Source organism: Actinomycetospora sp. NBRC 106378 (assembly GCF_030269685.1).
Classification (GTDB): Bacteria; Actinomycetota; Actinomycetes; order Mycobacteriales; family Pseudonocardiaceae; genus Actinomycetospora.
In genome coordinates, this window is record NZ_BSTT01000005.1 from 286,101 (window position 1) to 312,708 (window position 26,608).

The 26,608-nt window shown below is 74.0% G+C and carries 26 protein-coding genes; 13 read left to right on the forward strand and 13 right to left on the reverse strand.

The features are described 5' to 3' along the window. Nucleotides 1-43 precede the first annotated feature (43 nt). Entirely contained in the window at nt 44-2,014 is a 1,971-nt protein-coding gene (locus tag QSK00_RS14620; protein ID WP_285591805.1) for an MFS transporter, read from the forward strand. Between the two features lie 10 nt (nt 2,015-2,024). After that, complete coding sequence (locus QSK00_RS14625) at nt 2,025-3,128, forward strand: branched-chain amino acid aminotransferase (RefSeq protein WP_285591806.1); 1,104 nt, start codon at nt 2,025-2,027, stop codon at nt 3,126-3,128. A gap of 81 nt (nt 3,129-3,209) precedes the next feature. Here QSK00_RS14625 and cobS read toward each other — a convergent pair whose 3' ends face one another. From cobS to QSK00_RS14645, 4 genes are read right to left on the reverse strand one after another with little or no spacing between them, the layout of a single operon-like run. Continuing rightward, nucleotides 3,210-3,980, reverse strand: a complete 771-nt coding sequence (cobS, locus tag QSK00_RS14630; protein ID WP_285591807.1) for an adenosylcobinamide-GDP ribazoletransferase — start codon at nt 3,978-3,980, stop codon at nt 3,210-3,212. Continuing rightward, the gene (locus tag QSK00_RS14635; RefSeq protein ID WP_352231139.1) at nt 3,977-4,930 is read right to left on the reverse strand and encodes a nicotinate-nucleotide--dimethylbenzimidazole phosphoribosyltransferase; all 954 of its coding nucleotides are present in this window, start codon (nt 4,928-4,930) and stop codon (nt 3,977-3,979) included. The genes cobS and QSK00_RS14635 overlap by 4 nt, the downstream gene beginning before the upstream one ends. Before the next feature lie 35 nt (nt 4,931-4,965). Then, a complete protein-coding gene (locus QSK00_RS14640; protein ID WP_285591891.1) occupies nt 4,966-5,532 on the reverse strand; it encodes a bifunctional adenosylcobinamide kinase/adenosylcobinamide-phosphate guanylyltransferase in 567 nt (188 codons plus the stop codon). Continuing rightward, a complete protein-coding gene (locus QSK00_RS14645; protein ID WP_285591808.1) occupies nt 5,529-6,179 on the reverse strand; it encodes a DUF3043 domain-containing protein in 651 nt (216 codons plus the stop codon). The genes QSK00_RS14640 and QSK00_RS14645 overlap by 4 nt, the downstream gene beginning before the upstream one ends. A gap of 90 nt (nt 6,180-6,269) precedes the next feature. On the opposite strand from QSK00_RS14645, the gene QSK00_RS14650 reads away from it, so the two are divergent. The 3 genes from QSK00_RS14650 to QSK00_RS14660 all read left to right on the forward strand — a co-directional run bounded on the left by QSK00_RS14650 (nt 6,270) and on the right by QSK00_RS14660 (nt 7,518). Continuing rightward, on the forward strand, nt 6,270-6,812 hold the full coding sequence (locus tag QSK00_RS14650; protein ID WP_285591810.1) for a glycerate kinase: 543 nt from the start codon (nt 6,270-6,272) through the stop codon (nt 6,810-6,812). 10 nt (nt 6,813-6,822) lie between these two features. Further along, a complete protein-coding gene (locus tag QSK00_RS14655; RefSeq protein WP_285591811.1) occupies nt 6,823-6,993 on the forward strand; it encodes a hypothetical protein in 171 nt (56 codons plus the stop codon). 168 nt (nt 6,994-7,161) lie between these two features. Continuing rightward, complete coding sequence (locus QSK00_RS14660) at nt 7,162-7,518, forward strand: HesB/IscA family protein (RefSeq protein WP_230759101.1); 357 nt, start codon at nt 7,162-7,164, stop codon at nt 7,516-7,518. Between the two features lie 140 nt (nt 7,519-7,658). On the opposite strand, the gene QSK00_RS14665 is transcribed toward QSK00_RS14660, so the two are convergent. Next, nucleotides 7,659-8,648 carry an adenosine kinase gene (locus QSK00_RS14665; RefSeq protein WP_285591812.1) on the reverse strand — a complete coding sequence of 330 codons (990 nt, stop codon included), beginning with the start codon at nt 8,646-8,648 and terminating at the stop codon, nt 7,659-7,661. Between the two features lie 100 nt (nt 8,649-8,748). After that, the gene (gene asnB / locus QSK00_RS14670) at nt 8,749-10,692 is read right to left on the reverse strand and encodes an asparagine synthase (glutamine-hydrolyzing) (protein WP_285591813.1); all 1,944 of its coding nucleotides are present in this window, start codon (nt 10,690-10,692) and stop codon (nt 8,749-8,751) included. 200 nt (nt 10,693-10,892) lie between these two features. Between asnB and ctaC the strand changes: the two genes are divergently transcribed. Both ctaC and QSK00_RS14680 read left to right on the forward strand, forming a co-directional pair. Continuing rightward, nucleotides 10,893-11,816 carry an aa3-type cytochrome oxidase subunit II gene (gene ctaC, locus QSK00_RS14675; protein ID WP_285591814.1) on the forward strand — a complete coding sequence of 308 codons (924 nt, stop codon included), beginning with the start codon at nt 10,893-10,895 and terminating at the stop codon, nt 11,814-11,816. Between the two features lie 31 nt (nt 11,817-11,847). Beyond that, nucleotides 11,848-12,246: a cytochrome c oxidase subunit 4 gene (locus QSK00_RS14680; protein WP_285591815.1), complete on the forward strand. Its 399-nt coding sequence runs from the start codon at nt 11,848-11,850 to the stop codon at nt 12,244-12,246. 1,040 nt (nt 12,247-13,286) lie between these two features. Here the strand turns inward: QSK00_RS14680 and qcrB are convergent. The 4 genes from qcrB to ctaE are packed head-to-tail and all read right to left on the reverse strand — an operon-like array spanning nt 13,287 to nt 17,618. Next, nucleotides 13,287-14,969 carry a cytochrome bc1 complex cytochrome b subunit gene (qcrB, locus tag QSK00_RS14685; RefSeq protein WP_285591817.1) on the reverse strand — a complete coding sequence of 561 codons (1,683 nt, stop codon included), beginning with the start codon at nt 14,967-14,969 and terminating at the stop codon, nt 13,287-13,289. Beyond that, nucleotides 14,966-16,135, reverse strand: a complete 1,170-nt coding sequence (gene qcrA, locus QSK00_RS14690; RefSeq protein WP_285591818.1) for a cytochrome bc1 complex Rieske iron-sulfur subunit — start codon at nt 16,133-16,135, stop codon at nt 14,966-14,968. The genes qcrB and qcrA overlap by 4 nt, the downstream gene beginning before the upstream one ends. Further along, on the reverse strand, nt 16,132-16,959 hold the full coding sequence (qcrC, locus tag QSK00_RS14695) for a cytochrome bc1 complex diheme cytochrome c subunit (protein WP_285591819.1): 828 nt from the start codon (nt 16,957-16,959) through the stop codon (nt 16,132-16,134). Before qcrC ends, qcrA begins: the two co-directional genes overlap by 4 nt. 35 nt (nt 16,960-16,994) lie before the next feature. Next, nucleotides 16,995-17,618 (reverse strand): aa3-type cytochrome oxidase subunit III, encoded by a 624-nt coding sequence (gene ctaE / locus QSK00_RS14700; RefSeq protein ID WP_285591893.1) that lies wholly within the window; start codon nt 17,616-17,618, stop codon nt 16,995-16,997. Nucleotides 17,619-17,832: 214 nt separating this feature from the next. On the opposite strand from ctaE, the gene QSK00_RS14705 reads away from it, so the two are divergent. Continuing rightward, the gene (locus tag QSK00_RS14705; protein ID WP_285591820.1) at nt 17,833-18,240 is read left to right on the forward strand and encodes a hypothetical protein; all 408 of its coding nucleotides are present in this window, start codon (nt 17,833-17,835) and stop codon (nt 18,238-18,240) included. Continuing rightward, nucleotides 18,237-19,292: an anthranilate phosphoribosyltransferase gene (gene trpD, locus QSK00_RS14710; RefSeq protein ID WP_285591821.1), complete on the forward strand. Its 1,056-nt coding sequence runs from the start codon at nt 18,237-18,239 to the stop codon at nt 19,290-19,292. The genes QSK00_RS14705 and trpD overlap by 4 nt, the downstream gene beginning before the upstream one ends. 87 nt (nt 19,293-19,379) lie before the next feature. Here trpD and QSK00_RS14715 read toward each other — a convergent pair whose 3' ends face one another. The 3 genes from QSK00_RS14715 to QSK00_RS14725 are packed head-to-tail and all read right to left on the reverse strand — an operon-like array spanning nt 19,380 to nt 22,460. Continuing rightward, complete coding sequence (locus QSK00_RS14715; RefSeq protein WP_285591822.1) at nt 19,380-20,267, reverse strand: 2-dehydropantoate 2-reductase; 888 nt, start codon at nt 20,265-20,267, stop codon at nt 19,380-19,382. A 40-nt stretch (nt 20,268-20,307) separates the two neighbouring features. Next, complete coding sequence (locus QSK00_RS14720; protein ID WP_285591824.1) at nt 20,308-20,586, reverse strand: Lrp/AsnC family transcriptional regulator; 279 nt, start codon at nt 20,584-20,586, stop codon at nt 20,308-20,310. Next, on the reverse strand, nt 20,583-22,460 hold the full coding sequence (locus QSK00_RS14725; protein ID WP_285591825.1) for a DEDD exonuclease domain-containing protein: 1,878 nt from the start codon (nt 22,458-22,460) through the stop codon (nt 20,583-20,585). The genes QSK00_RS14720 and QSK00_RS14725 overlap by 4 nt, the downstream gene beginning before the upstream one ends. A gap of 72 nt (nt 22,461-22,532) precedes the next feature. Between QSK00_RS14725 and QSK00_RS14730 the strand changes: the two genes are divergently transcribed. The 4 genes from QSK00_RS14730 to QSK00_RS14745 all read left to right on the forward strand — a co-directional run bounded on the left by QSK00_RS14730 (nt 22,533) and on the right by QSK00_RS14745 (nt 26,608). Then, nucleotides 22,533-23,870, forward strand: coding sequence for an NYN domain-containing protein (locus QSK00_RS14730; protein ID WP_285591826.1), 1,338 nt, complete (start codon nt 22,533-22,535; stop codon nt 23,868-23,870). Nucleotides 23,871-23,978: 108 nt separating this feature from the next. Further along, entirely contained in the window at nt 23,979-24,263 is a 285-nt protein-coding gene (locus QSK00_RS14735) for a hypothetical protein (protein WP_285591828.1), read from the forward strand. 129 nt (nt 24,264-24,392) lie between these two features. Further along, nucleotides 24,393-25,442: a C40 family peptidase gene (locus tag QSK00_RS14740; protein WP_285591829.1), complete on the forward strand. Its 1,050-nt coding sequence runs from the start codon at nt 24,393-24,395 to the stop codon at nt 25,440-25,442. Continuing rightward, nucleotides 25,439-26,608 (forward strand): glycosyltransferase family 4 protein, encoded by a 1,170-nt coding sequence (locus QSK00_RS14745; protein ID WP_285591830.1) that lies wholly within the window; start codon nt 25,439-25,441, stop codon nt 26,606-26,608. The genes QSK00_RS14740 and QSK00_RS14745 overlap by 4 nt, the downstream gene beginning before the upstream one ends.

Below are 26,608 nucleotides of genomic sequence, written 5' to 3' on the forward strand. Positions count from 1 at the left end.
ACGGGTCATCGACACCTTTTACTTAGCGCAGTACAACTAAAACATGTCCCACGATGCCCCGGCGAGTCCGTTTCGCCAACCCAAGGCCGTCTGGGCGGTCGCGTTCGCCTGCGTCATCTCGTTCATGGGCATCGGGCTCGTGGACCCGATCCTCCCCGCGCTCGCCCAGCAGCTCGCCGCCACACCCGCCCAGGTCTCGCTGCTGTTCACCAGCTACCTGCTGATCACCGCGGTGGCGATGCTGGTGACCGGCTGGGTCTCCAGCCGCATCGGCGCCAAGGCCACGTTGGTCATCGGGCTCGCGATCATCGTCGTGTTCGCGGCCCTGGCCGGTCTCTCGGGGTCGATCGGCGAGATCGTCGGCTTCCGTGCCGGCTGGGGGCTCGGGAACGCGCTGTTCATCGCGACCTCGCTCGCGGTCATCGTCGCGAGCGCCTCCGGCGGCTTCGCCGGCGCGATCATCCTCTACGAGACCGCGCTCGGCGTCGGGATCGCCCTCGGGCCGCTCGTGGGCGGCCTGCTCGGCTCCGTGAGCTGGCGGGCGCCGTTCTTCGGCGTCGCGGTGCTCATGGCGATCGCGCTCGTCGCGACCCTGGTGCTGCTCGACAGGACCCCGAGGCCGACCGAGAAGATCTCCCTGGGCGCCCCGCTCGCGGCCCTGCGCCACCGCAGTCTCGCGACGATCGCCCTCACCGCCTTCGCCTACAACTGGGGCTTCTTCACGCTGCTGGCCTACTCGCCCTACTCGATGGGCGACCTCGGCCCGCTCGGCCTCGGCGGCGTCTTCACCGCCTGGGGCGTGCTCGTCGCGGTCTTCGCGGTGTTCGCCGCCCCCGCGCTCGAACGCCGCTTCGGCACCGTGCGCGTCCTCTACGTCGTCCTCGGCCTGCTCGCGCTCGACCTGCTCGTGATCGCGATCGGCCAGGACACCCCGGGCGTCGTCATCGGCGCCGTGATCGTCGCGGGCGCGATGATCGGGCTCAACAACACGCTGGTCACCCAGGCCGTCATGTCCGTCGCGCCGGTGCCGCGCCCGGTCGCCTCCGCCTCGTACAGCTTCGTGCGCTTCCTCGGCGGCGGCCTCGCCCCGTTCGTCTCCGGCCTCCTCGCCGAGGCGTTCCTGCCGAACACGCCGTTCTGGGTCGCGGCCGTCGTCGTCGCCATCGGCGTCCTGGTCCTCGCCACCGCACACCGACTGCTGCGCGCCGCGGAGACGTCCTCCGAGGAGGGGGGCGTTCCCGACGGCAGGTCGGTGCCGGTCGCCGTGGCACGTCCCGTGCTCGTGGCGCTCGACGACGCCCCGCACGCGGACACCGTGCTGACCACCGGCGCGCGCCTGGCCCGGACCGTCGACGCCCCGCTGCTGCTGGTGCACGTGGCCGAGGACGCCGTGATCGGCGACGCCGTCGGGTCGGACGCCGCGGTGCTCGACCACGCGGCGGGCGTCGTCGGCGGCGACCTGCGGGTCGTGGCCGAGTCGCTGGCGCCGGTCGCCACCCACGACGCGGTCGGCCCGGCCCTCGCCGAGCTCGCGACCGCCCGGGACGCCCGTGCCATCGTCGTCGGCAGCCCCCACGGCGGGCCCCTCGCCGCGCTCGCCCGGCCCAGTGCCGACCGCGCCCTGTTCGCCCACGCCGACCGGCCGATCATCGTGGTCCCGGCGGGGATGGCGCCCCCTGCCGCCGTCAGCGGTGGCCCACGGCAGGCACCCGACGTCAGCGACGCGCCACGACCCGACGTCGAGGCCCTGCTGACCGGGCGGGTGCACGACGGCGGAGGCCGGCCGGTCGAGGCCGTGCTGACCCTCGTCGACGGCGCCGGTCACCGGATCGCGCGCGGTGAGACCGACTCCGACGGCGGCTTCGGCCTGCCGAACCCCGGACACGGCACGGGGCTGCTCGTGGTGCGGGCCCGCGGCGGCGGCGCGCCCGCGGTGGTGGCGGTGGGGCTCGGCGCCCCGACGAGCCACGACGTCGTCGTCGAGGGCGTGTTCGCCGTCGGGGGTGCGGTTTAGAGTGAGCGCCATGTCGAGCACGGCCTTCGAGGTTCTCCCGCACCCCTCCCCGGCGACGGACGAGCGGGTGGCGGAGGTACTCGCCGCGCCCGGGTTCGGCAAGTACTTCACCGACCACATGGTCACCATCCGCTGGGACGCCGCCCACGGCTGGCACGACGCGCGGGTCGAGCCGTACGCGCCGCTGCAGATCGACCCGGCGTCGGTGGTGCTGCACTACAGCCAGACCATCTTCGAGGGGCTGAAGGCCTACCGGCAGCCCGACGGGTCGATCGCGTCGTTCCGCCCGTGGGCCAACGCGGCCCGCATGGCGCGGTCGGCCGAGCGGCTCGCGATGCCGCCGCTGCCCGAGGAGCTGTTCCTCGACTCGATCCGGGAGCTGCTCGCGGTCGACCACCGGTGGGTGCCGGCGGCCGGCGGCGAGGAGTCGCTGTACCTGCGGCCGTTCATGATCGGGTCGTCGTCCGGTCTCGGGGTGCGGCCCAGCGAGGAGTACCTCTACCTGCTGATCGCGTCGCCGGCCGGGGCCTACTTCCCGCGCGGGCTCGCGCCGGTCAGCGTGTGGCTGTCCACGGACTACGTGCGCGCCGTCCCCGGCGGCACCGGCGAGGCGAAGTGCGGCGGGAACTACGCCGCCTCGCTCGCCGCGCAGGCCCAGGCGGCCGCGCAGGGCTGCGACCAGGTGGTCTGGCTCGACGCGCTGGAGCACCGGTGGGTCGAGGAGATGGGCGGCATGAACCTGTTCTTCGTCTTCACCGACGCGCAGGGGCACCACGAGGTCGTCACCCCGGAGCTGTCCGGATCGCTGCTGCCGGGCATCACCCGCCGCTCGCTGCTGGAGCTGGCCCGCGAGGACGGCGCGACCGTCACCGAGCGCCGCATCTCCACCGACGAGTGGGAGAAGGAGGTCGCCTCGGGCGGCCTCAGCGAGGTGTTCGCGTGCGGCACGGCCGCCGTGATCACGCCGGTCGGGTCGGTCAAGTACGACGGCGGGTCCTTCGAGATCGGCGACGGCACGCCCGGCCCGGTCACCGCCCGGCTCCGCGAGCGGCTCACCGACATCCAGCGCGGTGCGGCGCCCGACCCGCACGGGTGGATGGCGCGGCTCGGCTGATCACCCGGAACGAGGGTGACGTGAGGCAGCGTGGGCTCCGGCCCGGCCTGCCCGGCGTCACCCTCGCGGGGTCGCAGGCCCTCAGGGGCCTCCGAGCGCAAGCCCGGCGAGCACGACCGTCACCGTCACCTCGGAGACGGCCCCGAACACGTCGCCGTTGACGCCGCCGAGGCGGCGCACGGCGTGGCGGGCGAGCAGGACCGCCGCGATCGCCCCGACGGCCACTGCGAGCGGTCCCCGCCACGGGTCGACCACCACGGCGGCCGCGCCGAGCACCAGGAGCCATCCGACGGGGACGGCCACCGACTGCGTCCCCGCCACCAGGGCGCCCAGCCCGCCCTCGGACGCCGCCGGGACCCCGCGGCGCGCGCACCAGGAGAACGAGGCCCGTCCGGCCGCCCACGCCACGGCCACGGCCACGACACCGTGCCGGGCGACCGCCGGGAGAGCGGCCGCCTGCGCCCCGAGCACGACCACGAGCGTGACCACCCCGAACGCCCCCGTCGACGGGTCCTTCATGACGGCGAGCATCCGCCCGGCGTCGCCGTAGGAGCCCAGCCCGTCCGCGAGGTCGGCGAGCCCGTCGAGGTGCAGGCCGCGGGTCGCGAGCGCCCCGACCGCGACCCCGGCGGTGCCCGCGAGCAGGTCCGGGGCCCCGAGGGCCAGCAGACCCCACACCACCCCGCCGACGACGGCCCCCAGCATCAGCCCGACGACCGGTGCGAGGGTCAGGGCGCGACCCGCCGTCCGTCGGTCGACCGCGTCGGCGCGCACGGGCAGCACGCTGAACAACGAGAGCGCGAGCCGGACCGCCCCGAGCCGCCCCGACCTGCCGTCGGGAACGTCGGTCACGAGCCCGCGGCCACCCGCGCGGCCATGGTGACCAGGGGGACCGCCGCGAGAGCGCCCGTCGCGGCGCCGGCGCGCAGGTCGAGCAGCAGCAGCGGGTCGAGGCCGAGCACCTCGAGCGCGAGGGCCTGGGCGGGTTCGGTGTCGCGGCTCGCGGCGAGCCACCAGGCGCGGGCGCCGGGGCTGCGGGCGTCCGCCAGCAGTGCGGCCACGCAGACCGCGGCCCCGTCGAGCAGGACGGGGGTGCGTCGGCGTGCGGCCTGGGTGAGGAAGCCGACGAGGGCGGCGAGGTCGGCGCCGCCGACCACGCGGAGCAGGCCCTCCGGGTCGCGCCCGACCGCCTTCGACCGGCGCAGGGCGTCGCGGACCGCCGCCGCCTTGCGCATCCACGCGAGGTCGTCGATGCCGGATCCCCGCCCGACGACGGCCACCGGCTCCCGCGCGCACAGCGCGGCCGCGAGCACGGCGACCGGGGTGGAGACGCCGACGGCGAGGTCGCCGGGGACGAGCAGGTCGGCCCCCTCGTCGACGGCCTCGTCGGCCGCGCGGACCCCGGCGTCGAGCGCCTCCTGCAGCCCGTCCACGGTCAGGGCGTCCTCGCGGTCGATGCGGCCGCTCGGGCCGTCACCGACCTCGACGACCCGCACGTCGGCCCCGGCCACGGTGGCCAGCGAGTTCGTCGGCGACGTGCCGCTGCGGACCGCCTCCAGACGCGCCCGGGTCTCCGTGGCGGCGAACGCGGACACGCCGGCGGCGGCGATCCCGTGCTCGGCGGCGAAGAGCACGACGCGCGGCGCGGCGGGCGGGCGCGCGGGGGAGCGGGCCTGGCAGGCGGCGAGCCAACCTGCGACGTCCTCGAGGCGGCCGAGCGCGTGCGTCGGCAGCGGGAGGCCGTCGAGGTGGCGACGGAGATCGGCGCGGGCGGCCTCGTCGGGTGGTGCCACCGGCGGCATGGCTGGAGGTGCTCCCTTCGGTCGCTCGTGAGCACTCACGGTTGCTGTGGCGACCGTGGGTGCTCACCTGGCGCAGCCACCTTAAGCGGCACCGGCAGACCCGCCACGAGGAGCACCACCTCGTCGCACACCGCGGCCAGCTCCGCGTTGAGCAGTCCGAGCTCGTCGCGGAAGCGGCGCCCGGCCGACGTCGACGGGACGACGCCCAGCCCCACCTCGGCCGACACCAGCACGAGCGGCTCGGGCCGCGCGCGGACCGCCGCCACGAGGTCCGCCCGGGCGGCGCCGACCGACGGTGCGTCGCGGACCCACCCGGCGTCGTCGAGCAGACCGGTCACCCACGTCGCGAGGTCGTCCACCATGACCGGTCCGGGCCGGGACCGGACCACCTCCGGCGTCCGGGACCCGTCGACGTCCTCGACGGTGTCCCAGCCGACGGGACGACGGCGGCGGTGCGCCTCGATGCGGTCGGCCCACTCGGGGTCGTCGTCCGGCGCCACCGGCCGGGCGGTCGCCACGTACACCGCCCGGGGTGCGGTGACCAGGCCCTCCGCGTACGCCGACTTCCCCGAGCGGGTGCCGCCGAGGACGAGCGTGCTCAGCTGACCGGGGTGCCGGGGGAGACCCGCGGCGCCGGCATCCGGAGCTTGCGGATCTGGGTGGCGCGGGTGAACGCGTACCAGCCGAGGGAGAGGCCGCGGATCTCCTCGTCGGGGAACTTCGCCCGGACCCGCGCGGTGATCTGACGGCCGAGGAGCGTCCCCTCGACGACCATCGCGGCGAGCATGCAGAGGCAGAGCAGGCTGCCGATGTTCTGGATGCCCGGGATCGGGATCACGACGGTGATGAAGATCAGGACCGCCAGCGGCATGAACAGGCCCATGAGGTGGCGGCGCGAGTCGACCAGGTCGCGGACGTAGCCCCGGACCGGGCCCCGGTCGCGGACCGGGAGCACCCGGTCGTCGCCGGCCATCATCCGCTTGCGGCGCTCGGCCGCGGCCTGCCGCCGCTCCGTCTTGTCCCCGCGGAGCGACTTCGCCCGCTTCATGGCCTCGCGCTGCGTCTTCGGGGCGGGCGCCACCGGTCCGCGGCTGCGTCCCTCGGCGTCGCGGCGCGATCGGGTGGGGCGGCCCTTGCCGGCCGTCTGGTTGCGCCGGGCGGAGCCGACGGCGACGACGTCCTCGGCCTCGTCGGGCGCGTCGACGACGGCGCTCTCGGGGGCGGACGAGCCACGGCGCAGGAAGTTCACGGGTCCAGGATAGGACACCCGGCGCAGCATCCGGACACCTCGCAGCGCCGTCCTCGCGGTCGCGGGGGCGGACGTCCTACGGTGCGGGACATGCGCGTGCTCATCGCGCCGGACGCGTTCCGCGGCACCCTCACCGGCGAGGAGGCCGCGGCCGCGATCGCGGACGGCTGGACCCGTGGGGCCACCGCCGACGAGATCCGGCGGTCCCCGGTCGGCGAGGCGGCCCGGTTGCTGGACCTGGCGGCCGACGACGACCTGCCCGACCTCGTCGTCACCGGCGAGGGCAGCCTCGAGTTCCGGTCCCTGCGCGACACGGCGGTCGCCGCCGTGGCCGCCGCCGCCATGGCGCGGTCCGTGCCCTGCGTGGTGCTGGCGGGGCAGGTCCACGTCGGCGCCCGGGTGGCCTTCGAGGCGGGCATCCACGGGGCGTACGCCACTGATGCGAATGCCGGATCGGTCGAGGCGTCGATGGCCGATCCGTCGGGCACCCTGACGACGTTGGCCGAGGGGATCGCGGTCCACTGGGGCGGTCGCCGAGGCCGGTCGGACCTCCGGCCGGAAGTGCTGCCGCCGCCGCGTCCCGAGCCCCTCGTGCCCGGTCCGCGACCCGGGGAGGACGACTCCCCGGAGTGAGGGGGTCGTCATGGACGACACCGACGGTCTGGTCCTGCTGGTGGTGATCACCGGGGTGCCGGCCCTCGTCCTGGGGACGGGCTGGCAGGTCGTCTGGATGCTGGTGGTGGCCGGGTTCGCCCTGGTGCGACGGGCCGGTTGGCAGCGCTTCGCCGTGCCGCCCGCCACGGGCACCTCCTGACGGCGTGATGACCGGCCCGGGATGTGCCACCATGGAGATCGCAGGCGAGCCGCGTCCCGCCGTCGTCCGGAGGTCCGCTCGGAGACGACGGGGCCGCGCCGGGCGGGAACATCCCGCCGTCCGGCGAGGTTGCACGGCGCGAAACGCACCGGGAGCTCAGGGAGAACCATGACCGTCGAGAACCCCACCAAGACCGAGGAGCACGGCGTCGAGCTCAGCGACGCGGCCTCGAGCAAGGCCAAGGCCCTGCTGGACCAGGAGGGCCGTGACGACATGCACCTGCGCATCGCCGTGCAGCCCGGGGGCTGCGCCGGTCTGCGCTACCAGCTCTTCTTCGACGACCGCACCCTCGACGGCGACCTCTTCCGTGACTTCGCCGGCCTCAAGGTGGCCGTCGACCGGATGAGCGCCCCGTACGTGCAGGGCGCGACGATCGACTTCGTCGACACCATCGACAAGCAGGGCTTCACCATCGACAACCCGAACGCCACGGGGTCGTGCGCCTGCGGCGACAGCTTCAACTGATCGTTCCCGACGACGAGCCCCGGTCCCGCTTCCCGCGGGGCCGGGGCTCTCGTCGTGTCCGGGGGTGTTGACGGACGAAGGGGCCGTTCATCACGGTCTTCCGTGACGAACGGCCCGCTCGTGTCGTTCGGGAGGATGCCTCAGCCGGCCTGCGGCACGTCCTGGGCGACCTTGGCCTTCAGGTTCTCCGGCGGCTGTGCGCCGAGCTGGGCGACCACGTGCGACGCGGCGACCGAGCCGATGCGCCCGGCCACCTCGAGGTCCAGCCCGTGGGTGATGCCGTGGAGGAACCCGCCCGCGTAGGCGTCGCCCGCGCCGGTGGTGTCGACCAGTTCGTCGGCCGGCCGCGGCTCGATCTCGTGGCGCACCCCGCCCACGCCGTAGATCGTCGAGCCCTTCGCGCCGTGGGTGACGGCGACGATCTCGACGTTGCCCCCGTTGTCCTTCAGCAGCGACTCGATGCCGTCGTCGCCGACCAGCGCCGCGACCTCGTCCTCGTCGGCGACGATGATGTCGATGTTCGCGGCCGCGAGCTCGCGGAAGTACTCCCGGTGGCGCTCGACGCACAGGGCGTCGGAGAGGCTCAGCGCGACCCTCGCGTCGCTCTTGGCCGACGCGTCGATGATCTTGCCGATCGTCTCCCGGGCGTGCTCGGTGTCGGCGAGGTAGCCCTCGATCAGGGTGACCGCCGAGCCGGCGACCTCGTCCTGGTCGATGTCGGACGGGCCGAGCGCGGTGCAGGCACCCAGGTAGGTGCCCATGGTCCGCTCGCCGTCCGGGGTGACGAGCACCAGGCAGCGGGCCGTCGACGGGCCCTCGTGCAGCGCCGGCGTGCGGAAGCTCACGCCGTGGCTGCGGATGGAGTTCGTGAACGACGTGCCGAGCTGGTCGTCGTGCACCTTGCCGACGTAGCCCGCGTCGGAGCCGAGCGCGGCCGCGATCGCGATGGAGTTCGCCACGCTCCCACCCGAGCGCTCCGTCGTCTCGCCGGCCTTCGCGTAGAGCGACTCGGCCTGGTCCTGGTCGACGAGCGTCATGCCCCCCTTCGGCAGGTCGAAGGCGGTGATGGTGTCGTCGTCGGTCTGCGTGAGCACGTCGACGATCGCGTTGCCGATCCCCAGTACGTCCATCGGGCCGGAGAATCCTCTCGGTTGACTACTCGCTACGGATCAACGCATCACCGTAGGTGAACAGCCGGACTCCGACAGCCCGATCGTTGCCCTGCCCACGTCACGCATAGACCGGGTACACCGGCGCGGGGATCTCGGGCCGGATGCGCTGCTCCACGAAGATGCCGTGCCAGAGCATGAACACGAGCAGGGTCCAGATGCGGCGCGAGTGGTCCACGGGCCCGCTGCGGTGCTCGTCGATCAGCCGCAGCACGGCCGCCTTGTCGAGGATCGCGTCGGTCTGCGACTCCCGGACGATCCCGCGCGCCCAGTCGAGCATGTCGGTGGCCAACCAGTGGCGGATCGGCACCGGGAACCCGAGCTTGCGGCGGTGCAGCACGTGCGGCGGCACGATGCCCTCGATCGCGCGGCGCAGGGCGTACTTCGTGGTGCCGTGCGCGATCTTCTGGTCGGTCGGCAGCGCGGACGCGACCCGGAACACCTCGGGGTCGAGGAACGGGACCCGCAGCTCCAGCGAGTTGGCCATCGTCATCTTGTCGGCCTTGACGAGGATGTCGCCGCGCAGCCAGGTGAACAGGTCGACGTGCTGCATCCGGGCGACCGGGCTCCAGTCGCGCGAGCCCTCGTAGAACGAGGCCGTCACGTCGACGTGGGAGAGCTCGTCGTCGTACGACCGCAGGACGTCGGCGAGCTGGGCGGGGAAGAAGTTGCGGGCGTTGCCGTAGTAGCGCTGCTCGAGCGGCAGGGCCCCGCGGCGCAGCAGGTCCTTGCCCCGCATCCCGGTGGGCAGCCGGTCGGAGAGGGCCCCGGCGAGCTTGCGGACCGCCCCCGGCAGCACCTCGAACGGGGCGAGGGAGAGCGGCTCCTTGTAGATGGTGTAGCCGCCGAAGAGCTCGTCGGCGCCCTCGCCGGACAGCACGACCTTCACGTGCTTGCGGGCCTCGCGGGCCACGAAGTACAGCGGGACCAGCGCCGGGTCGGCCACCGGGTCGTCGAGGTACCAGACGATCAACGGCAGGGCGTCCATCATCTCCTGCGCGGTGACCGTCTTGACCACGTGCTGCACGCCGATCGCGGCCGCGGACTCGGCGGCGACGTCGACCTCCGAGTAGCCGGCGCGCTCGAACCCCGTGGTGAAGGTGATCAGGTCGGGGTTGTGCTCCCGGGCCAGCGCCGCGATCGCCGTCGAGTCGATGCCGCCCGAGAGGAACGCGCCGACGGTGACGTCGGCACGCATGTGCTTGGCGACCGAGTCCCGCAGGACCTCGGTGATCTCCTCGTGACGGCGGGTCTCCTCCGCGGCGTCGCCCCGGGGGATCGGACGCTCGTCGAAGCGCGGTGTGAAGTACCGCTGCACGCTGATCGGCTCGCCGGGGGAGATGGTGAACGAGCAGCCCGACTCGAGCCGGCGCACGCCGCGGTGCAGCGTCGCGGGCTCCGGGACGTACTGCAGCGTCAGGTAGTGCTGCAGGGCCTCGGGGTCGGGTGCCGCCGTCGAGGCGCCGAGCGGGTCGAGGACCTCGAGCAGGCACTTCTTCTCGCTGCTGAAGGCCACGCCGTGCGCGCCGGCGGCGAAGAACAGCGGCTTGATGCCGAACGGGTCCCGGGCACCGAACAGCACGCGCTCGACGGTGTCCCAGATGAGGAACGTGAACATGCCGCGCAGCCGGGGCACGGCGTCGGCGCCCCACACCGAGTAGGCCGCGACGATCGCCTCGGTGTCGCCCTCGGTGGCGAAGGTGACGCCGTGCTCGCGCGTCAGCTCGGCCCGGAGCTCGAGGTAGTTGTAGATCTCGCCGTTGAAGACGATCCGGTAGCGCCCGGTCGCCTCGCCGTGCCCGGCGGCGGGGAACTCCAGCGGCTGGTGCGACCCCTCCACGTCGATGATCGACAACCGCGCGAAGCCCAGGGCGACGTCCTCGTCGGACCACGTCCCCGCCTCGTCCGGACCACGGTGGCGCATGCAGGGCAGCGCCGCCTCGAGGTCCTGGGCGTGTCGTGCTCCCGTCCGCTCGGTGGTGATCCACCCCATCAGCCCGCACACGGGAGTCAGTATGGCGAGGTGGTCCGACAGCCTCCGACCCGCCCGCCGCGCCCCTCCGACAGCGCGTAGGAGTCAGCTCGGCTAGGCTCCGCGTGTCCGGACCTCGGGTGGGCGTCATCGTCGCGAACACCCAGGTCGCACGGCCTCGAGGAGGGCAACCAGCAGTGCGCCGAGCAGGGAGTCTTGCCCAGGCCGGGGAGGTGTCGACCCCCCGGCGGCGACGGCTGACGCGAGCCGCACAGCTCACCGGTCTCGGCGTCGTCACGGCGCTCATGACCACGGGCTGCTCGTTCCAGGACGCGATCCGCTTCGGCTGGCCGGTGGGCGTCACGCCCGAGGCCGGGATGATGCGCGAGCTGTGGACCTGGTCCGCGATCGCCGCGCTCGTCGTCGGCGTGATCGTCTGGGGTCTGACCGCCTGGACCGTCGCGTTCCACCGCCGCAAGGCCGGCGCGTCGGAACTGCCGCGGCAGTTCCAGTACAACCTGCCGCTCGAGCTGGTGCTCACGGTCATCCCGCTGGTGATCGTCGCGGTGCTCTTCTACTTCACCGTCGTCGTCCAGAACGTGGTCGACCGGCAGCCCGCGGGCAACGAGCTCAAGGTCGACGTCGTCGCCTTCCAGTGGAACTGGGAGTTCGCATACCCGGAGTCCCGCACCCCCGCCGGCCAGCCGGTCGCCACGATCGGCACCACCGAGGACGTTCCGCTCCTCGTCCTGCCGACCGACCGGCCCATCTCGTTCACGCAGCACTCCGAGGACGTCATCCACTCGTTCTGGGTCCCCGAGTTCCTGTTCAAGCGGGACGTCATGCCGGACCCGGAGAAGAACGACCAGAAGAACACCTGGGTCATCGAGCGGATCGAGCGTCCGGGATCGTTCGTCGGCCGATGCGCGGAGTACTGCGGCTCGTACCACTCGATGATGAACTTCGAGGTGCGCGCCCTGCCGGGCAACCTGTTCGACCAGTACATGCAGCTCCGGCAGTCGCTGAACCCGCAGACCCGGCAGCCGTACTCGGCCGCCGAGGCCCTGCAGCAGATGAACTGCGGGGAGCTCTGCTCGCCCACCGCGACCACCACGCGGCCGTTCAACCCGAACCCGACCGACCGCCTGGCCTTCTGATGGCCACGGCAGCTGAGAGGAGCACTCGGCGATGAAGGTCGAGTCCCGGATCTTCGAGATCCTGACCGTCTTCTGCTTCGTCTGCGCGATCGTCTACGGCGTGCTGTCGGGCGAGGAGGTGGGCATCGTCGCGCTGACGCTGACCGGTGGCCTCACGCTCATCGTCGGAACGTACTTCCGGTTCGTCGCCCGGCGTCTGGAGGAGCGGCCCGAGGACAACCCGGAGGCCGAGGTCTCCGACGGTGCCGGCGACATCGGCTTCTTCAGCCCGGGCAGCTACTGGCCTCTCGCCGTGGCCGGCGGTGTGGCCCTCACCGGCCTCGGCCTGGCGATCTACCAGTGGTGGCTGATCGTGCTGGCCGGGATCGCGATGATCATCGCCATCTGCGGCCTGGTCTTCGAGTACCACGCGGGTCCTGAGGCCCACTGAGTCCTCCGTACGTGAAGGGCCCCTCCCGCTTACGGCGGGAGGGGCCCTTCGTGCGTGTGGGGCCGATCTGGAGGCGGGCGCTGCCTGACGAGGCACTCCCCGGTCGGCCCTGCTGCGGGCTTCTGCGCGAGACGTACGTGAGGCATGTCCCGAGGGCTATCGGCCTGCCTGATGTGCCACTCGCGGCCGGGCGCATGCCCCGTCCGCCGCGCGAGAGGTACGTGAGGCATGCTCCGGCGGCTCGGGGCCTGCCTGACGTAGCTCTCGCGGCCGGCGTCCGCACCGCCTTGGTCGCGAGAGGTACGTGAGGCATGCCCCGACGGCCTTGGGCCTGCTCGACGTAGCTCTCGCGGCCGGCGCTCCGCCGGGGGAGGTGCGGCGGTCCGTCCGTGGCCGCGCTCATGTCGGAGACGGACGCGAGACGTACGTCAGGCATGCCCTGGCGGCCCAGGACCTGCCTGGTGTCCCACTCGCGGACGGCGCATGACCCGTCCGCCGCGCGAGAGGTACGTGAGGCATGCCCCGACGGCCCAGGGCCTGCTTGACGTAGCTCTCGCGGCCGGCGCTCCGCCGGGGGAGCCGGCGGCGGTCCGTCCACGGCCGCGCTCATGTCGGAGACGGACGCGAGACGTACGTCAGGCATGCCCCGGCGGCCCAGGACCTGCCTGATGTCCCACTCGCGGACGGCGCATGCCCCGCCCGCTGCGCGAGAGCTACGTGAGGCATGCTCCGACTGCCCGGGGCCTGCCTGATGTGCCCTTCGATGCCAGCGGGCCGAGGGGAGCCGCGGCAGCCCGTCCATGGCCGCGGCCAAGTCGTGGCTCGACGCGAGAGGTGCCCGAGGGATGGCTCGGGGCGCGGGCGTTCCCGCTGCCGCGGGCGCGAGAGGTCAGGGACGGGTGCCGTTCGAGGGCGGCGCCTCGCTGTGCCGACGGATGAGCACCCATCCCGACCCGACCCGACGTCGGGAAGAGGGCAGAGACGACAACGGGGCGGGGAGCCCATCGGCTCCCCGCCCCGTCGTCGGTCTGCTGCTCGAACTACTCCCGCACGTCGCGCGGTCGGCCCGCGTCGGGACGCCCGGCGAGCTCGCGCCCGCTGGTCGGCTCGACCTGGAGCGGGTCGGTGCCGGTGCCGCCGTGGACACCCCGCACGTCGTCCTGCTCCTCGGCCGGGTCGGGGCGGAACCAGCCGCCCTTGACCGGGCTGCCGGAGAAGCCGAGGTCGTTCATCCGCTTCGGGACCTTCGCGCCCTGGTAGGCGACCGGGATGGCGTGCCCGTGGTCGTCGACGCCGCCCAGCGGCTGGTGGACCTCGATGAACTCGCCGTGCGGCAGCCGCTTGATGTGACCGGTCTCGATGCCGTGCTCGAGGACCTCACGGTCACTGCGCTGCAGCCCCAGGCAGATCCGGTAGGTCGCGAAGTAGACGACCGGCGGGATCACCAGGAGGCCGATGCGACCGATCCACGTCATCACGTTCAGGGAGATGTCGAACGTGTAGGCGAAGATGTCGTTACCGCAGGCCAGGACCAGCCAGAAGTAGAACGACAGGGCCATCGTGCCGGTCGCCGTACGGACCGGGACGTCGCGCGGGCGCTGGAGCAGGTTGTGGTGCGCCTCGTCGCCGGTCAGCTTGCGCTCGATCACCGGGTAGGCGATGAGCAGGTTCACCAGGACACCGAAGCCGAGGACCGCGGGGAAGAAGACCGCCGGGATCATGTAGTTGCCCAGGTACATCTCCCAGGACGGCCACAGGCGCACCGCGCCGTCGAAGACGGCCATGTAGAAGTCGGGCTGCGAGCCGGCCGAGACCTGCGTCGGGTCGTACGGGCCGAGCTTCCAGATCGGGTTGATCTGGAACACGCCGGACATGATCGCCATGATTCCGACGGAGACGACCATGAAGCCGCCGGCCTTCGCGGCGAACGTCGGCAGGATGCGGACGCCGACGACGTTGCGCTCGGTGCGGCCGGGGCCGGGGAACTGCGTGTGCTTCTGGAACCACACCAGCGCCACGTGCACGCCGATCACCGCGAGGATGATCCCCGGCAGCAGGAAGACGTGGACGATGTACAGGCGCGGGATGATGATGTGGCCGGGGAACTCGCCACCCATGATCGCCCACTGCAGCCAGGTCCCGATGACCGGGATCGACATGACGATCGCGGAGAGACCGGTGCGGATGCCGGTACCGGAGAGCAGGTCGTCGGGCAGCGAGTAGCCGATGAAGCCCTCGATCATGCCCGTGAGCAGCAGGACGACGCCGAGCACCCAGTTCGTCTCACGCGGACGACGGAACGCTCCGGTGAAGAACGTCCGCATCATGTGCGCGATCATCGCGGCGACGAAGAGCAGCGCCGCCCAGTGGTGCACCTGGCGGATGAAGAGGCCGCCGCGCACCTCCATCGAGATGTTGACGGTCGACTCGTACGCCATCGACATCGTGACGCCCCGGAGACCGGGGTAGACGCCCTCGTAGGTCGTCTCCGCCATCGAGGGGTCGTAGAAGACGGCCAGCCACGTCCCCGACAGCAGCAGGACGATGAAGCTGTACATCGCGATCTCGCCCAGCATGAACGACCAGTGCGTGGGAAAGACCTTGTTGATCTGACGACGGATGCCGCCGGCCGGGTGGATACGGCTGTCGACCTCGTCGGCGGCGGTGCCGGCGAGCTTCATCGCCGTGCTACCGCTGCGAGTGGGTGTGGTGATCGCACTCATGATGATCGACGCTCCCAGAAGCCGGGCCCCACCGGCTCGATGAAGTCACTGCGCGCGTACAGGTACCCCTGATCGTCCACGGCGATGGGCAATTGCGCCAGTGGACGGGCGGCCGGACCGAAGACCGGACGGGCGTACTCGTTGGCCTGGAACTGCGACTGGTGGCACGGGCAGAGGATGCGGTTGGTCTGGTCCTCGTAGAGCGAGGTGGGGCATCCCATGTGCGTGCAGATCTTGGAGTAGGCGAAGAGCGACCCGTAGTTGAAGTCCTCCTGGCCGGCCCGCTTGATCACCGTCACGTTCGGCCGGAGCCGGATGAGCATGACGGGGGAGTCGGCGGAGCGGACCTCCTCGGCGATCTTCTCGAGGTCGTTGCGGTCGGACTCCTTGAACGGGAAGACCGTCTCCATCGAACCCGGCTCGAGGTCGCCGGCGCGGACCAGGACGACCTCCTCGGGGTCGCCGTTGAACTTGCGCAGGTACACGCGCTCGCCGTTGTCCGAACGCCAGTCGGTGACCAGGAGCGGCGACTCGTCGCCCTCCTTCCACGGGTTCTTGACGAGGCCACCGAAGGCGGCGACCGCGATCCCCGCGGTGAGGATCCCACCGGCGGCGCCGAGCGAGCGGAAGATCAGCTTGCGACGGGCGATGCCGCTCTGCTGACCGGTCTGCACGAGCCGGGCGGCCGCGGTGCGACGGTCGACCTCGGAGGAGCGCCCGTCGTGACGCTGCTGGATCGCCAGGTCCTCGGGCAGCAGCTTCTTGGAGTAGGCGATGACGCCCATCCCGACGCCGAGCACCGAGAGGCCCAGCGTCACGCCGATGAGCGGCGTGTAGAGGGCGTAGAGGTAGTCACCCTCCTGACCGGGGGAGACGTACTCCCAGGGCCACGCGATGAAGATGACGATGAACGCCAACCCCATCACGGCGGCGAGGATGAACCAGCCGGCGACCTGCCGCTCGGCCCGCTTCTCCGCGCGCGTGCCCGGGACGGGGAAGCGCGGCCGGTCCGAGACGATCTCGATGTCGTCGATCCGGTTGCCGAGACGCACCAGGTCGTCGGTGCTCATCTCGGCGAGCTCGGCGTCGCTCGGAATGTGCAGCTGGTGCGAGTCCGGCTGCGTCCCGGCCTTGTCGCTGTACTGGGATTCGGGGGGTGCACTCACTGGCGGGATCCGATCCAGAGGGAGATTCCGATCAGGGCGGCGAGGCCGACGAAGAAGGCGACGAGTCCCTCGGGGACCGGGCCGAACCCGCCCAGGCCGTTACCGCCGGGGTTCACGGCGCCGCTGTCGCCGCTGACCGACTTGATGTAGCCGATGATGTCGCGCTTCTCCTCGGGGGAGAGCTGCGAGTCGGCGAAGGTGGGCATGTTGCCCGGGCCCACGAGCATGGCCGCGTAGATCTGGTGCGGGCTCGCCGGGTCGAGGACCGGCGCGAACTTGCCCGAGGACAGCGCGCCACCGCGACCGGTGAAGTTGTGGCACTGCGCGCAGTTGAGGCGGAAGAGCTCGCCGCCCCGGCCGAGGTCGGACCCGACGAGCGCAGCGTCCGGCGCCGCCGGCACGACCGGCCCGCCGCCGTTGGCCTGGATGTAGGCGCCGAGCGCATCGATCTGCTGGGGCTCGTACTCCGGCTTCTTGCGGTCGGCCTGCGCGCCCTGGGCCTTCAGGGGCATGCGGCCGGTGGAGACCTGGAAGTAGACCGAGGCCTCACCGACGCCGACGAGGCTCGGGCCCCGCCCGACGACGCCCTGCAGGTTCGAGCCGTGGCACGTGATGCAGGCGTTGTCGTAGAGCGACTGCCCCTCACGGACGAGCGCGGCGTCCTGCGCGCGGGCGGTCTCTGGTTCGGGCTGGAAGACCGTGTACAGCCCGCCGACGGCGAGCAGTGCGACGCCGAGGGCGAGGAAGCCCGCGACGCGACGGCGCGTCCTGGTGCCCGCTCGCGCCCACGGCCTGCGGCGTGGGCGCGGCATCGGGTCGCTCATGTGGTGGCCTACCCCTGACTCTCTCGTCGCCTGCGTTAACGGATGAAGTAGATGACCGCGAACAGGCCGATCCAGACCACGTCCACGAAGTGCCAGTAGTACGACACGACGATCGCGGCCGTGGCCTGCGCCGGTGTGAACCGACTCAGGAACGTGCGTGCGATCAGCAGTACGAAGGCGACCAGACCGCCCGTGACGTGCAGGGCGTGGAATCCGGTCGTGATGTAGAAGACCGAGCCGTAGGCGCTGGAGGCGATCGTCGTGGCGTGCTCGGTGACGAGCGTGTGGTACTCGTTCACCTGCGCGAGCACGAAGAACAGGCCCATCACGAACGTCACCGCGTACCAGCGGCGCAGGCCGAAGACGTCGCCGCGCTCGGCCGCGAACACGCCGTACTGGCAGGTGAACGACGAGGCCACCAGAACGATGGTGTTCACCAGCGCGTAGGGGACGTCGAGCTCGGTGGGCGCCGGTGGCCACTCGCCCACGTTCTGGGCGCGCGCCACGAAGTACATCGCGAACAGCCCGGCGAAGAACATCAGCTCGCTCGAGAGCCAGATGATCGTCCCCACGCTGACCACGTTGGGCCGGTTCAGGGAGTGGATCCGCGCGCTGAAGGAGGGCGCCGGCGCACTCGAAGCGGTCGTCACGGGCGTCATCATGTCACCTCCCTCCGACATCAGCCGGGTGGGGCGCGCACCGGTGATCACGCCTGCGACCTGCACCGCGATCTACCTGCGGATTCTCCTACTGACCGTCGTACGTCGTCCCGTAGTCGACCTGCGGGGACGACGGGTCCGGGCGCCCGGCGCCCCTCGGTGACTAGGCTCTCGCCGAGCAGTCCGCCGACGGCACCGGGGAGGGCCCGAGCAGATGAGCACCGACACGCTCGACGTGGTGGTGATGAGCCACCGCCCGGAGGTGCGCGAGGCGGTCATGGCCGCGGTCGGCCGCCGGCCGGCCCGCGACCTGCCGCGCCTGCGCTTCCGCGAGGCGGACGGCATCGCCGACGTCCTGGGCGCCGCGGACGCGGGCGAGCTCGACCTCGCGGTGCTCGACGGTGAGGCCCAGCCGACCGGCGGGATGGGCGTCTGCCGGCAGCTCAAGAGCGAGAGCGACGACCCGGCCCCGGTGATCGTGGTGGTGCGCCGCGAGGACGACCGCTGGCTCGCGACGTGGTCGCAGGCCGACGCCGTCCTCGTCCAGCCCCTCGACCCGGTGACCGCGGCCCGGACCGTGGCCGACGTCCTGCGGGCCGGGGTGCCGGCGCGCCAGGGATGAGCACGGCCCCCACCTGGCCCGCACTGCTCGGCCGCCTGCTGCGCGGCGAGGACCTCGCCGCCACCGAGGCGGCCTGGGCGATGGACCGGATGATGTCCGGTGAGGCGTCCCCCGCGCAGGTGGGGGCCTTCGTCGTGGCCCTGCGGTCCAAGGGTGAGACCGCTGCCGAGATCGGCGGGCTCGCGGAGGTCATGCGCTCGCACGCGCGGGCCGTGTCGGTCGAGGGCGTCGTCGTCGACATCGTCGGCACGGGCGGCGACCAGGCGCACACCGTCAACATCTCGACCATGGCCGCCGTCATCATGGCCGCCGCGGGCGCGCGCGTGGTCAAGCACGGCGGGCGCGCGGCGTCGTCGGCGTGCGGCTCGGTCGACCTGCTCGAGGCGCTCGGGGTGCCGATCGACCTCGGTCCGGACGCCGTGGCGGCCAGCGTCGCCGAGGTGGGCATCGGCTTCTGCTTCGCCCAGACCTTCCACCCCGCCATGCGCCACGTGGGCGGTGTCCGCCGCGAGATCGGCGTGCCCACCGCCTTCAACCTGCTCGGCCCGCTGACCAACCCGGCCCGCCCCGCCGCCGCCCTGATCGGCTGCGCGGACGCCCGCTTCGCGCCGCTGCTCGCCTCGGTGCTCGCCGACCGCGGCGACACGGCCCTCGTGGTCCGCGGCGACGACGGCCTCGACGAGATCACCACGACGACGACCACCACGGTCTGGCGTGCCGGCCCGGACGGGGTGTCGGTCGAGACCCTCGACCCGACCCGCATCGGCGTCCCCGTCTCCGAGCCCGGCGACCTGCGGGGTGGCGACGCCGCGGTCAACGCCGGGGTCGCCCGCGCCCTGTTCGCCGGGGAGCCCGGGCCGGTCCGCGAGGCCGTCCTGCTCAACGCGGGCGCGGCCCTCGCGGCCTACGACAAGGCGCTGGGGCAGGGCCGCCCCGACCTCCACGAGGCCGTCGCGGCCGGACGCGACCGTGCCGCCACCGCGGTCGACGACGGCTCGGCGGCGGCTCTGCTCGAACGCTGGGCGTCCGCTGCGCTCCGGCTCCGCGGCTGACCCTTCCCGACGGCGGGTGCCGGCCCGCTGCTCGCGAGAGTCACGTGGGGCAGGTCGTGGAGGCCGCCGCGCTGCCTGGTGTGCACCTCAGGGGCGGATGCCCCGCAGCAGGGCGAGGACGGCCCGGTTCAGGGGGGTCGGCACGCCGTGCCGCTCGCCCGCCGTGACCACCGCGCCGGTGAGGTACTCGTGCTCGAGGGGCCGGCCGGCGAGGCGGTCGTAGAGCATCGAGGTCCCGGTGCCGGGCGGCATCGTCGCGTAGTGCCGCCGCAGATCGGAGACGTCGTCCTCGGAGACGTCGGCCCCCTCGGCGCGGGCGACGGCGACGACCTCCTGCGCGAGCCCGGTGACCAGGTCGGCCACCGCGTCCTCGCCGAGGACGTCGTTGCGCCGCGACGTGAGCGCGGTGAGGGGGTTGGCCACGGCGTTGCTGATGAGCTTGCGCCAGACGTCGGTCCGGATGTCGGCCGATCCCACCACCCGCACGCCGTCGTCCCCGCCGCCGAGGACGTCCGCGAGCCCGGCGACCCAGGGGCCCTCCGGGAGGGTCAGCCGCCCGTAGCCGTGGTGCACGATGCGCCCGGGACCGACGGCCTCCGCGCCGACGACGACGACCGCGGGCACGGCGACCGCCTCCGGGTGGACCAGCCCCTCGACCCGGCGCTCCTGGTCGACCCCGTTCTGGGCCACCACGACCACGCTGCCCGGTCCGGTGGCCGCGTCGAGCCAGCCGGCGGCCGCCGCGGTGTCCTGGGCCTTCGTCGCGAGGACCACCCAGTCCGCGGGGGCGAGGAAGGCGGGGTCGGTGTGCACCGTCACCCCGACCTCGCGCTCGGGGCCGTCGACGCCCGCCCGGATCCGCAGCACGTCGAACGGCGTCCGGACCGCCACCGCGACCTCGTGTCCCCGCTCGGCCGCGAGTGCCGCCAGGACCCCGCCGATCGCACCCGGCCCGATCACCACGACGCTCGCCACGGGGCCATGATCCACCCGGCGCGGCGACCGGGGTGCGGGATCAGTCCAGGCCGACGGCGAACGCCGCGTCGGTGTCCTGGGCGGAGTAGGACCGGAACGCGATGTGCGTGGACGTGTCCCGCACGCCCGGCACCCGGCTCAGCCCGCCCGCGATGACGTCGGCCAGGTCCTCGTGCTCGCGGACCCGCACCATCGCGATGAGGTCGACGTCGCCCGCGCAGGAGTACACCTCGGTGACCCCGTCGAGCTCGGCGATCGCCTGCGCGGTCTCCGGGATCCGGTCGGCGGTCGCGTGGATCATGACGATGGCCGTGATCACGAGGGCTCCCTGGCTCGGCGGGTCCGGCCCGCCCGGGGCGGTCCGGCGTGCTCGGCCGGAACTCTAGAGGGCGGGCGGCGCCCGGCTCCGCCTCCGGAGGCCCCGACCCGCTCGACGGGCTCACCCGAGGGATCGACCGTCGTGGCGTGGGCCGCCTCCCGGGCTCGCGCCACCCAGTCCGACCACGACCCGGCCCCGTACGCCGGCACCGCCCACGGGCGGGTGGTGCGCACCATCCGTGTTCCCGGCCGCTCCAGCCACCGGGTGATCACCCCGACCTCCTCGGGCGGCGCCCCGCCCAGCGGGCCGACCCCGGGCCGCACCGTCTCGGCCGAGGCCACCAGCGTCTCCACCACCGGCATCGGCGGCACCCCGCGCCGCGCCGTACCTGCCGCTGCCAGCCGCCCGTGCCGCACCACCGCCAGCTCCCACCCGCCCATGCCGTCGGGGCGGGCGGCGACGAGCTCCTCGGTGCCCGCGACCGCCGACAGCCGCTGCACGCGGCCGAGCGCGCCCGCGAGGTCGGCCAGCCGGTCGCGGTGGGCGGCCGCGGCGTCGAACCGTTCTCCGGCGGCGAGGTCGGCCACCCGCTCGCGCAGCCGGACCAACCCGTCGTCGGAACCCCCGCGGACCAGCGCGAGCGCTCCGTCGACCGCCGTGGCGTACTCGGCAGCGGTCTGCAGCCCCGCGCACGGTGCGCCGCAGCGACCCAGCCCGTGCAGTGCGCAGGGGCTGCCGCGGCCCCCGCGGGCCGGGATCCGCTGGGTGCAGGGGCGCAGCGCGACCGCGTCCACGAGGGCCTCGACCGCGCGCACCGCGTCGGGGCGGCGCCCGAACGGCCCGATCGCGTCGGTCCGCGGGGTGCGTACCACCGACCAGCGGGGGAACGGCTCGTCGGTCAGGGCCACCCACCAGCCGCGGTGCGGGTAGCGGGAGCGGCGGTTGTACCGGGGCGCGTGCCCGGCGAGCAGCCGCAGCTCGCGGACCTCGGCCTCCAGGGCGTGCGCGCACTCGACCCAGTCGACCCGCTCGGCGAGGCCCACCATCTCCTTGACCCGCGCCCGCTTCTCCGAGCCGGTGAAGTACGACCGGACCCGGCGCCGGAGATCGTTCGACGTGCCCACGTACAGGACCTCGTCGGCCGGTCCCCGGAACAGGTAGACCCCCGCCGCGTGGGGCACCGCGTCGGCGAGGTGCCGCTTGCCGCGCTGGGCCGGGGTGACCTCCACCTGCAGCGCGAGCAGGTCCTCCAGTGAGGAGACGCCGTGACCTCCGACCCGCTCCAACAGCGCGTGGAGCACGTCGACGGTGGCCCGGGCGTCGTCCAGCGCGCGGTGCACCGGCCGGGTGCCCGCCCGGAACAGCGCGGCGAGGGCCGAGAGCCGGCACGAGGGCGCCTCGTCGCGGGTGAGCACCTTGCGGGCCAGCCGGGCGGTGCACACCACGGGCGGGCGCGGCCAGACCGACCCGTGCCGTCGGCAGGCGGCCCGCAGGTGCCCGACGTCGAACGGTGCGTTGTGCGCCACCACCACCGCGCCCGCACAGAACTCGAGGAAGCCCGGGAGCACGGCCGGCAGCCGGGGGGCGGCGGACACCATGGCGGTGGTGATCCCGGTCAGCGCGACGATCTGCGGCGGGACGTCGCGCCCCGGGTCGACGAGCGTGGCGTACTCGCCGACGACCCGGCCGCCGCGGACCTTCACCGCGCCGATCTCGGTGATGGCGTCCGGCCCGTCCGCCGGGTCGCCCCCGGCGGGCGGACCCCCGGTGGTCTCCAGGTCCAGCACGACGAAGGTGGCCGCGTGCAGCGGGGTCCCCAGCTCCTCGAAGGTGAGCTGCGGGTCGGGGCCCGTCACCGGGCGGGGTGCCTCCACGCCGCCGCACGCTAGATCGACCCCCCGACAGTCACGGGTGGTCGAGCGCGGCCGGGCCGCTAGCCTGGGCGAATGGCAGCGGGGGAGGTCGAGGCGCCGCACGGTGCGGCCCTGCGCGCCGCCCTCCTCGACGCCGCCCCGGAGACGGTCCGCAGCCGCGTCGCCGAGCTCGTGAGCCGTGCGGTGGGGCAGATGCCGGCGGCCGACCTGCCCGCCCCGGTGCGGCCCATCGCCCGGTTCGCGCCCGCCAAGCGGGCCAAGGTCGGCTCCGCACCCCTGCTCGCGGCGCTCGGCACCGCCGACGGGTTCGCCGAGGACGTCGTGGCCTGGTGGCGCGAGCACCGGCCCGAGGAGTGGGAGCCCCCGGTCGCGGAGCCGGTGCACGCGGCGGCGGTCGCGGTGCTCGCCGGGGAGAGCGACACCGCGGCGGACCTGCTCCGCGACGCCGGGGAACGGGCCGACGTCGGGAGACTGCGCACCGAGCGGGACACCGCCCTCGCCCGCGCGGACCGGCTCACGGCCGACCTGGAGCGCGTGACCGCCGAGCGCGACGCGGCGCGGGCCGCGGTCGGCGCGGCCACCCCGGACCTCAGCGACGAGGTGGCGAAGCTCAGGTCGCGGCTGCGCGAGCAGGGTGTCCGGGTCCGGCAGGCGGAGCTGGACGCGGCCGACGCGGCCCGCCGGCTCGAGGAGGGCCAGGGCCACCTGGTGCGCGAGCTCGAGGAGCTGCGCCGCGAGCGCACCCGCGACCAGGAGGCCGTGCTGGCCGCGGAGGCGCGGGCCCGGCGGGCGACCGCCGAGCTCGAGTCCGCCCGGCGCGCGGCCCACGAGGCCCGGCACGCCGACGACGCGCGGCTGGCCCTGCTCGTCGACACCGTGGCGGGCGCCGCGGCCGGACTGCGCCACGAGCTGGGTCTACGTGCGGACGACCACCGGGTCGGACCGCGTCCGGCGGAGCTGGTCGGGTCCGCCGCCCGGGCCCCGATGGCGCGCGTCACCGATCCCGCGACCCTGGACCGGCTGCTCGGCCTCCCCGAGGTGCACCTGCTGGTGGACGGCTACAACGTGACCAAGACCGGCTGGCCCGGCCTCTCGCTCGCAGCCCAGCGCGACCGCCTCGTCGCCGCCGTCGCCCCGCTGGCCGCCCGGACGCACGCCGAGACCACGCTCGTGTTCGACGGTGCCGGCATCTCGGGGGTGCCGACCGCGTCGGTGCGCGGGGTGCGGGTGCTCTTCTCCGAGCCGGGCGTGATCGCCGACGACCTCATCCGCACGCTGGTCGACGCCGAACCCGAGGGACGGCCGCTCGTGGTGGTCACCTCGGACCGGGCGGTGGTCGACTCGGTGCGGCGCCGCGGGGCGCACCCCGTGCCCTCCAGCGTGCTCCTCGAGCGCCTCGCCCGGATCTGAGACGCCGGTCACACCGGTCGCTCCGGCGACCCGTGACTGTCGGACCCCCCTCCTACCGTCCGCCGCGACACCCCGGGAGATGCCGGGGCCGACTCGGCGGAGGCCGCGATGCTCATCGACTGCGACACCTGCGTGGTCCGGCACCAGGCGTGCGACGACTGCGTCGTCGGGGTGCTGCTCGGGGTGCCCGACGTGCCCGCCCGCGACGACGCGCCCCGGGAGCCGGCCGCGCCCGGGGCCCCGCTGCCGCTCGAGTTCGGTCCGGTCGAGCGCCGGGCCCTCGAGGTCCTGGCCGACCACGGGCTCATCCCGCGGCTGCGCCTCGTGCCCGGCGCGGTCGAGCCGCCGGCCACGAGGCCGACCGCCCGCGCCCGCCGGCGCGACGCGGGATGAGCGTGCGGGCACCACGCTGCAGGGGCTCGACGCCGGTCGGTTACCGTCCCGTCACCTCTCGCGGACGAGCTCCCCGCTCCGACGTCCGGCGGGAGGCCGCCCTGGCCGAGAAAGGGACCTCCCCGCCCCGTGACCCCGCGCCCCACCCGCCGGACCTGGACGCCGGTGCTCCTCGTGCTGCTGCTGGCCCTGGCCGTGCTGTTCGTGCCGGGACCGGCGGGCACCGCGCTGGCGGACCCGATCGTGCCGCCCGGGGCGAACGACGTGGTCCGCGCCCTCGCCGAGGCCAACGCCCGGGCGGAGGCCGCGAACGAGGCGGCCATGGGCGCCCGCGAGCAGTTGCCGGTGCGCCGGGCCGAGGCCGACCGGACCCGGAGGGCCGCGGACGACGCCCGCGGCGCGGTCGCCACCGCGCGGCAGGCGCTGGACCGGGCGTACGTGGCGGTCGACCAGCTGACCCGTACCACCTACCAGGGCGGGGACCTCGACCAGCTCGGCGCGCTGCTCTCCAGCCCGACGCCGCAGGCCTACCTGGACAAGGTGGAGCTGCTCGACACGATCTCCTCGTCCAACCGGGCGGTGCTGCAGCGCTACCTCGACGCCTCGGGCGCGGCCGAGAGCGCCCAGCGCGACGCCGACGCCCGCGCCACCGACGCGAGCCGGGCCGCGGACGACGCCGCGCGCACGCTGGAGGACGCGACCCGGACCAAGGCGGAGGCCGACCGCGATGTCGCCGCCGCGAACGCCGCCCTCGCGCGCCTGTCCCGCAGCGACCGGGCCCTGTTGCGGGGCGGCGGGATCACGAACTACCCGGTGAACATCGCCGGGGACTCGCTCGGCGTCGCCGCCCTGCGCGCGGCGCTGACCCGGCAGGGGGCGCCGTACGTCTGGGGAGCGACCGGACCGACCACCTTCGACTGCTCGGGGCTGGTCCAGTGGGCGTACCGGCAGATCGGGGTCGGGATGCCCCGGGTCGCCGCGGCCCAGCAGCAGGTCGGCCAGGCCGTCGACCCCTCACAGGTGCAGGTCGGGGACCTCATCTTCTTCGGCAACCCGGCCTATCACGTCGGCATCTACGTCGGCGACGGCCGGTTCCTCGAGGCTCCGCAGTCCGGCGACGTCGTCAAGGTGGCCCCGGTCCGGAGCTTCACGTCGATCCGCCGCATCTCGCCGCCGTGACGGGGCCCGGCGCGGGCCGGATCCTGCTCGTCACCAACGACTTCCCGCCCCGCCCGGGTGGCATCCAGTCCTACCTGCACGAACTGGCCGTCCGGCTGCGCCCGGGCGCCCTGACGGTGCTCGCGTCGACGTGGCCGGACGCCGCCGACACCGACGGCCGCTGCGCCGCCTTCGACGCCGCGCAGCCCTTCGCCGTGCACCGGATGCCGACGACGATGATGCTGCCGACCCCGGACGCGGTGCGCCGGGCCGTCGAGCTCGTCCCCGGGCACGAGACGGTCTGGTTCGGCGCCGCCGCGCCGCTCGGACTGATGGCTCCGGCCCTGCGCCGCGCGGGCGTCCGGCGGGTCCTCGCCAGCACCCACGGCCACGAGGTCGGTTGGTCGATGCTGCCGGCCAGCCGGCAGTTGCTGCACCGGATCGGACGGGAGGCCGACGTCGTCACGACCGTCAGCCGCTACACCCGCGCCCGCATCGCCTCCGCGCTCGGCCCGGACGCCGCCCTGGAGCCGCTGCCGTCGGGGATCGACACCACACGGTTCCGCCCGGACACCGGTGCTCGCGCGGAGATTCGCCGGCGGTACGGGCTGGGGGAGCGGCCCGTCGTCGGGATCGTCTCCCGGCTGGTGCGGCGCAAGGGGCAGGACGTCCTGATCCGGGCCCTGCCCGCCATCCGACGCCGGGTGCCGGGCGCGGCACTGCTGATCGCCGGCGACGGGCCCGACCGCGACCGGCTGCGGCGCCTCGCCCACCGGTCGGGGGTCGAGGACGACGTCGTGTTCACCGGCCCGCTGGCCCACGACGAGATCCCGGCCCACCACGCGGCCCTCGACGTGTTCGCGCTGCCGTGCCGCACCCTCGGACGCGGGCTCGACGTGGAAGGCCTCGGGATCGTGCTGCTCGAGGCCTCCGCGAGCGGGGTGCCCGTGGTGGCCGGGCGTTCCGGCGGGGCGCCGGAGACGGTCCGCGGTGGCCCGCCGGGTACCAGGACGGGCCGGCTGACCGACGGTCGGGATCCGGGCGACGTCGCCGAGGTGGTGGCGGACCTGCTCGCCGACCCCGACGCGGCGGCGAGCGCCGGTGCCGCAGGGCGTCGGTGGATGCAGGCGGAGTGGACGTGGTCGTCGCGCGCCCGCCGTCTGGAAGCGCTCGCCCGTCCGGAGTAG

Excerpts from the sequence above, each read along its gene's own strand:
- QSK00_RS14730 (WP_285591826.1), top strand. The coding sequence starts at position 22,533 with ATGGCAGCGGGGGAGGTCGAGGCGCCGCACGGTGCGGCCCTGCGCGCC.
- qcrC (WP_285591819.1), bottom strand. The coding sequence starts at position 16,959 with ATGAGCGACCCGATGCCGCGCCCACGCCGCAGGCCGTGGGCGCGAGCG.
- QSK00_RS14660 (WP_230759101.1), top strand. The coding sequence starts at position 7,162 with ATGACCGTCGAGAACCCCACCAAGACCGAGGAGCACGGCGTCGAGCTC.
- trpD (WP_285591821.1), top strand. The coding sequence starts at position 18,237 with ATGAGCACGGCCCCCACCTGGCCCGCACTGCTCGGCCGCCTGCTGCGC.
- QSK00_RS14655 (WP_285591811.1), top strand. The coding sequence starts at position 6,823 with ATGGACGACACCGACGGTCTGGTCCTGCTGGTGGTGATCACCGGGGTG.
- QSK00_RS14680 (WP_285591815.1), top strand. The coding sequence starts at position 11,848 with ATGAAGGTCGAGTCCCGGATCTTCGAGATCCTGACCGTCTTCTGCTTC.
- QSK00_RS14625 (WP_285591806.1), top strand. The coding sequence starts at position 2,025 with ATGTCGAGCACGGCCTTCGAGGTTCTCCCGCACCCCTCCCCGGCGACG.
- QSK00_RS14705 (WP_285591820.1), top strand. The coding sequence starts at position 17,833 with ATGAGCACCGACACGCTCGACGTGGTGGTGATGAGCCACCGCCCGGAG.
- QSK00_RS14665 (WP_285591812.1), bottom strand. The coding sequence starts at position 8,648 with ATGGACGTACTGGGGATCGGCAACGCGATCGTCGACGTGCTCACGCAG.
- ctaE (WP_285591893.1), bottom strand. The coding sequence starts at position 17,618 with ATGACGCCCGTGACGACCGCTTCGAGTGCGCCGGCGCCCTCCTTCAGC.
- QSK00_RS14735 (WP_285591828.1), top strand. The coding sequence starts at position 23,979 with ATGCTCATCGACTGCGACACCTGCGTGGTCCGGCACCAGGCGTGCGAC.
- QSK00_RS14650 (WP_285591810.1), top strand. The coding sequence starts at position 6,270 with ATGCGCGTGCTCATCGCGCCGGACGCGTTCCGCGGCACCCTCACCGGC.
- QSK00_RS14635 (WP_352231139.1), bottom strand. The coding sequence starts at position 4,930 with ATGCCGCCGGTGGCACCACCCGACGAGGCCGCCCGCGCCGATCTCCGT.
- QSK00_RS14620 (WP_285591805.1), top strand. The coding sequence starts at position 44 with ATGTCCCACGATGCCCCGGCGAGTCCGTTTCGCCAACCCAAGGCCGTC.
- qcrB (WP_285591817.1), bottom strand. The coding sequence starts at position 14,969 with ATGAGTGCGATCACCACACCCACTCGCAGCGGTAGCACGGCGATGAAG.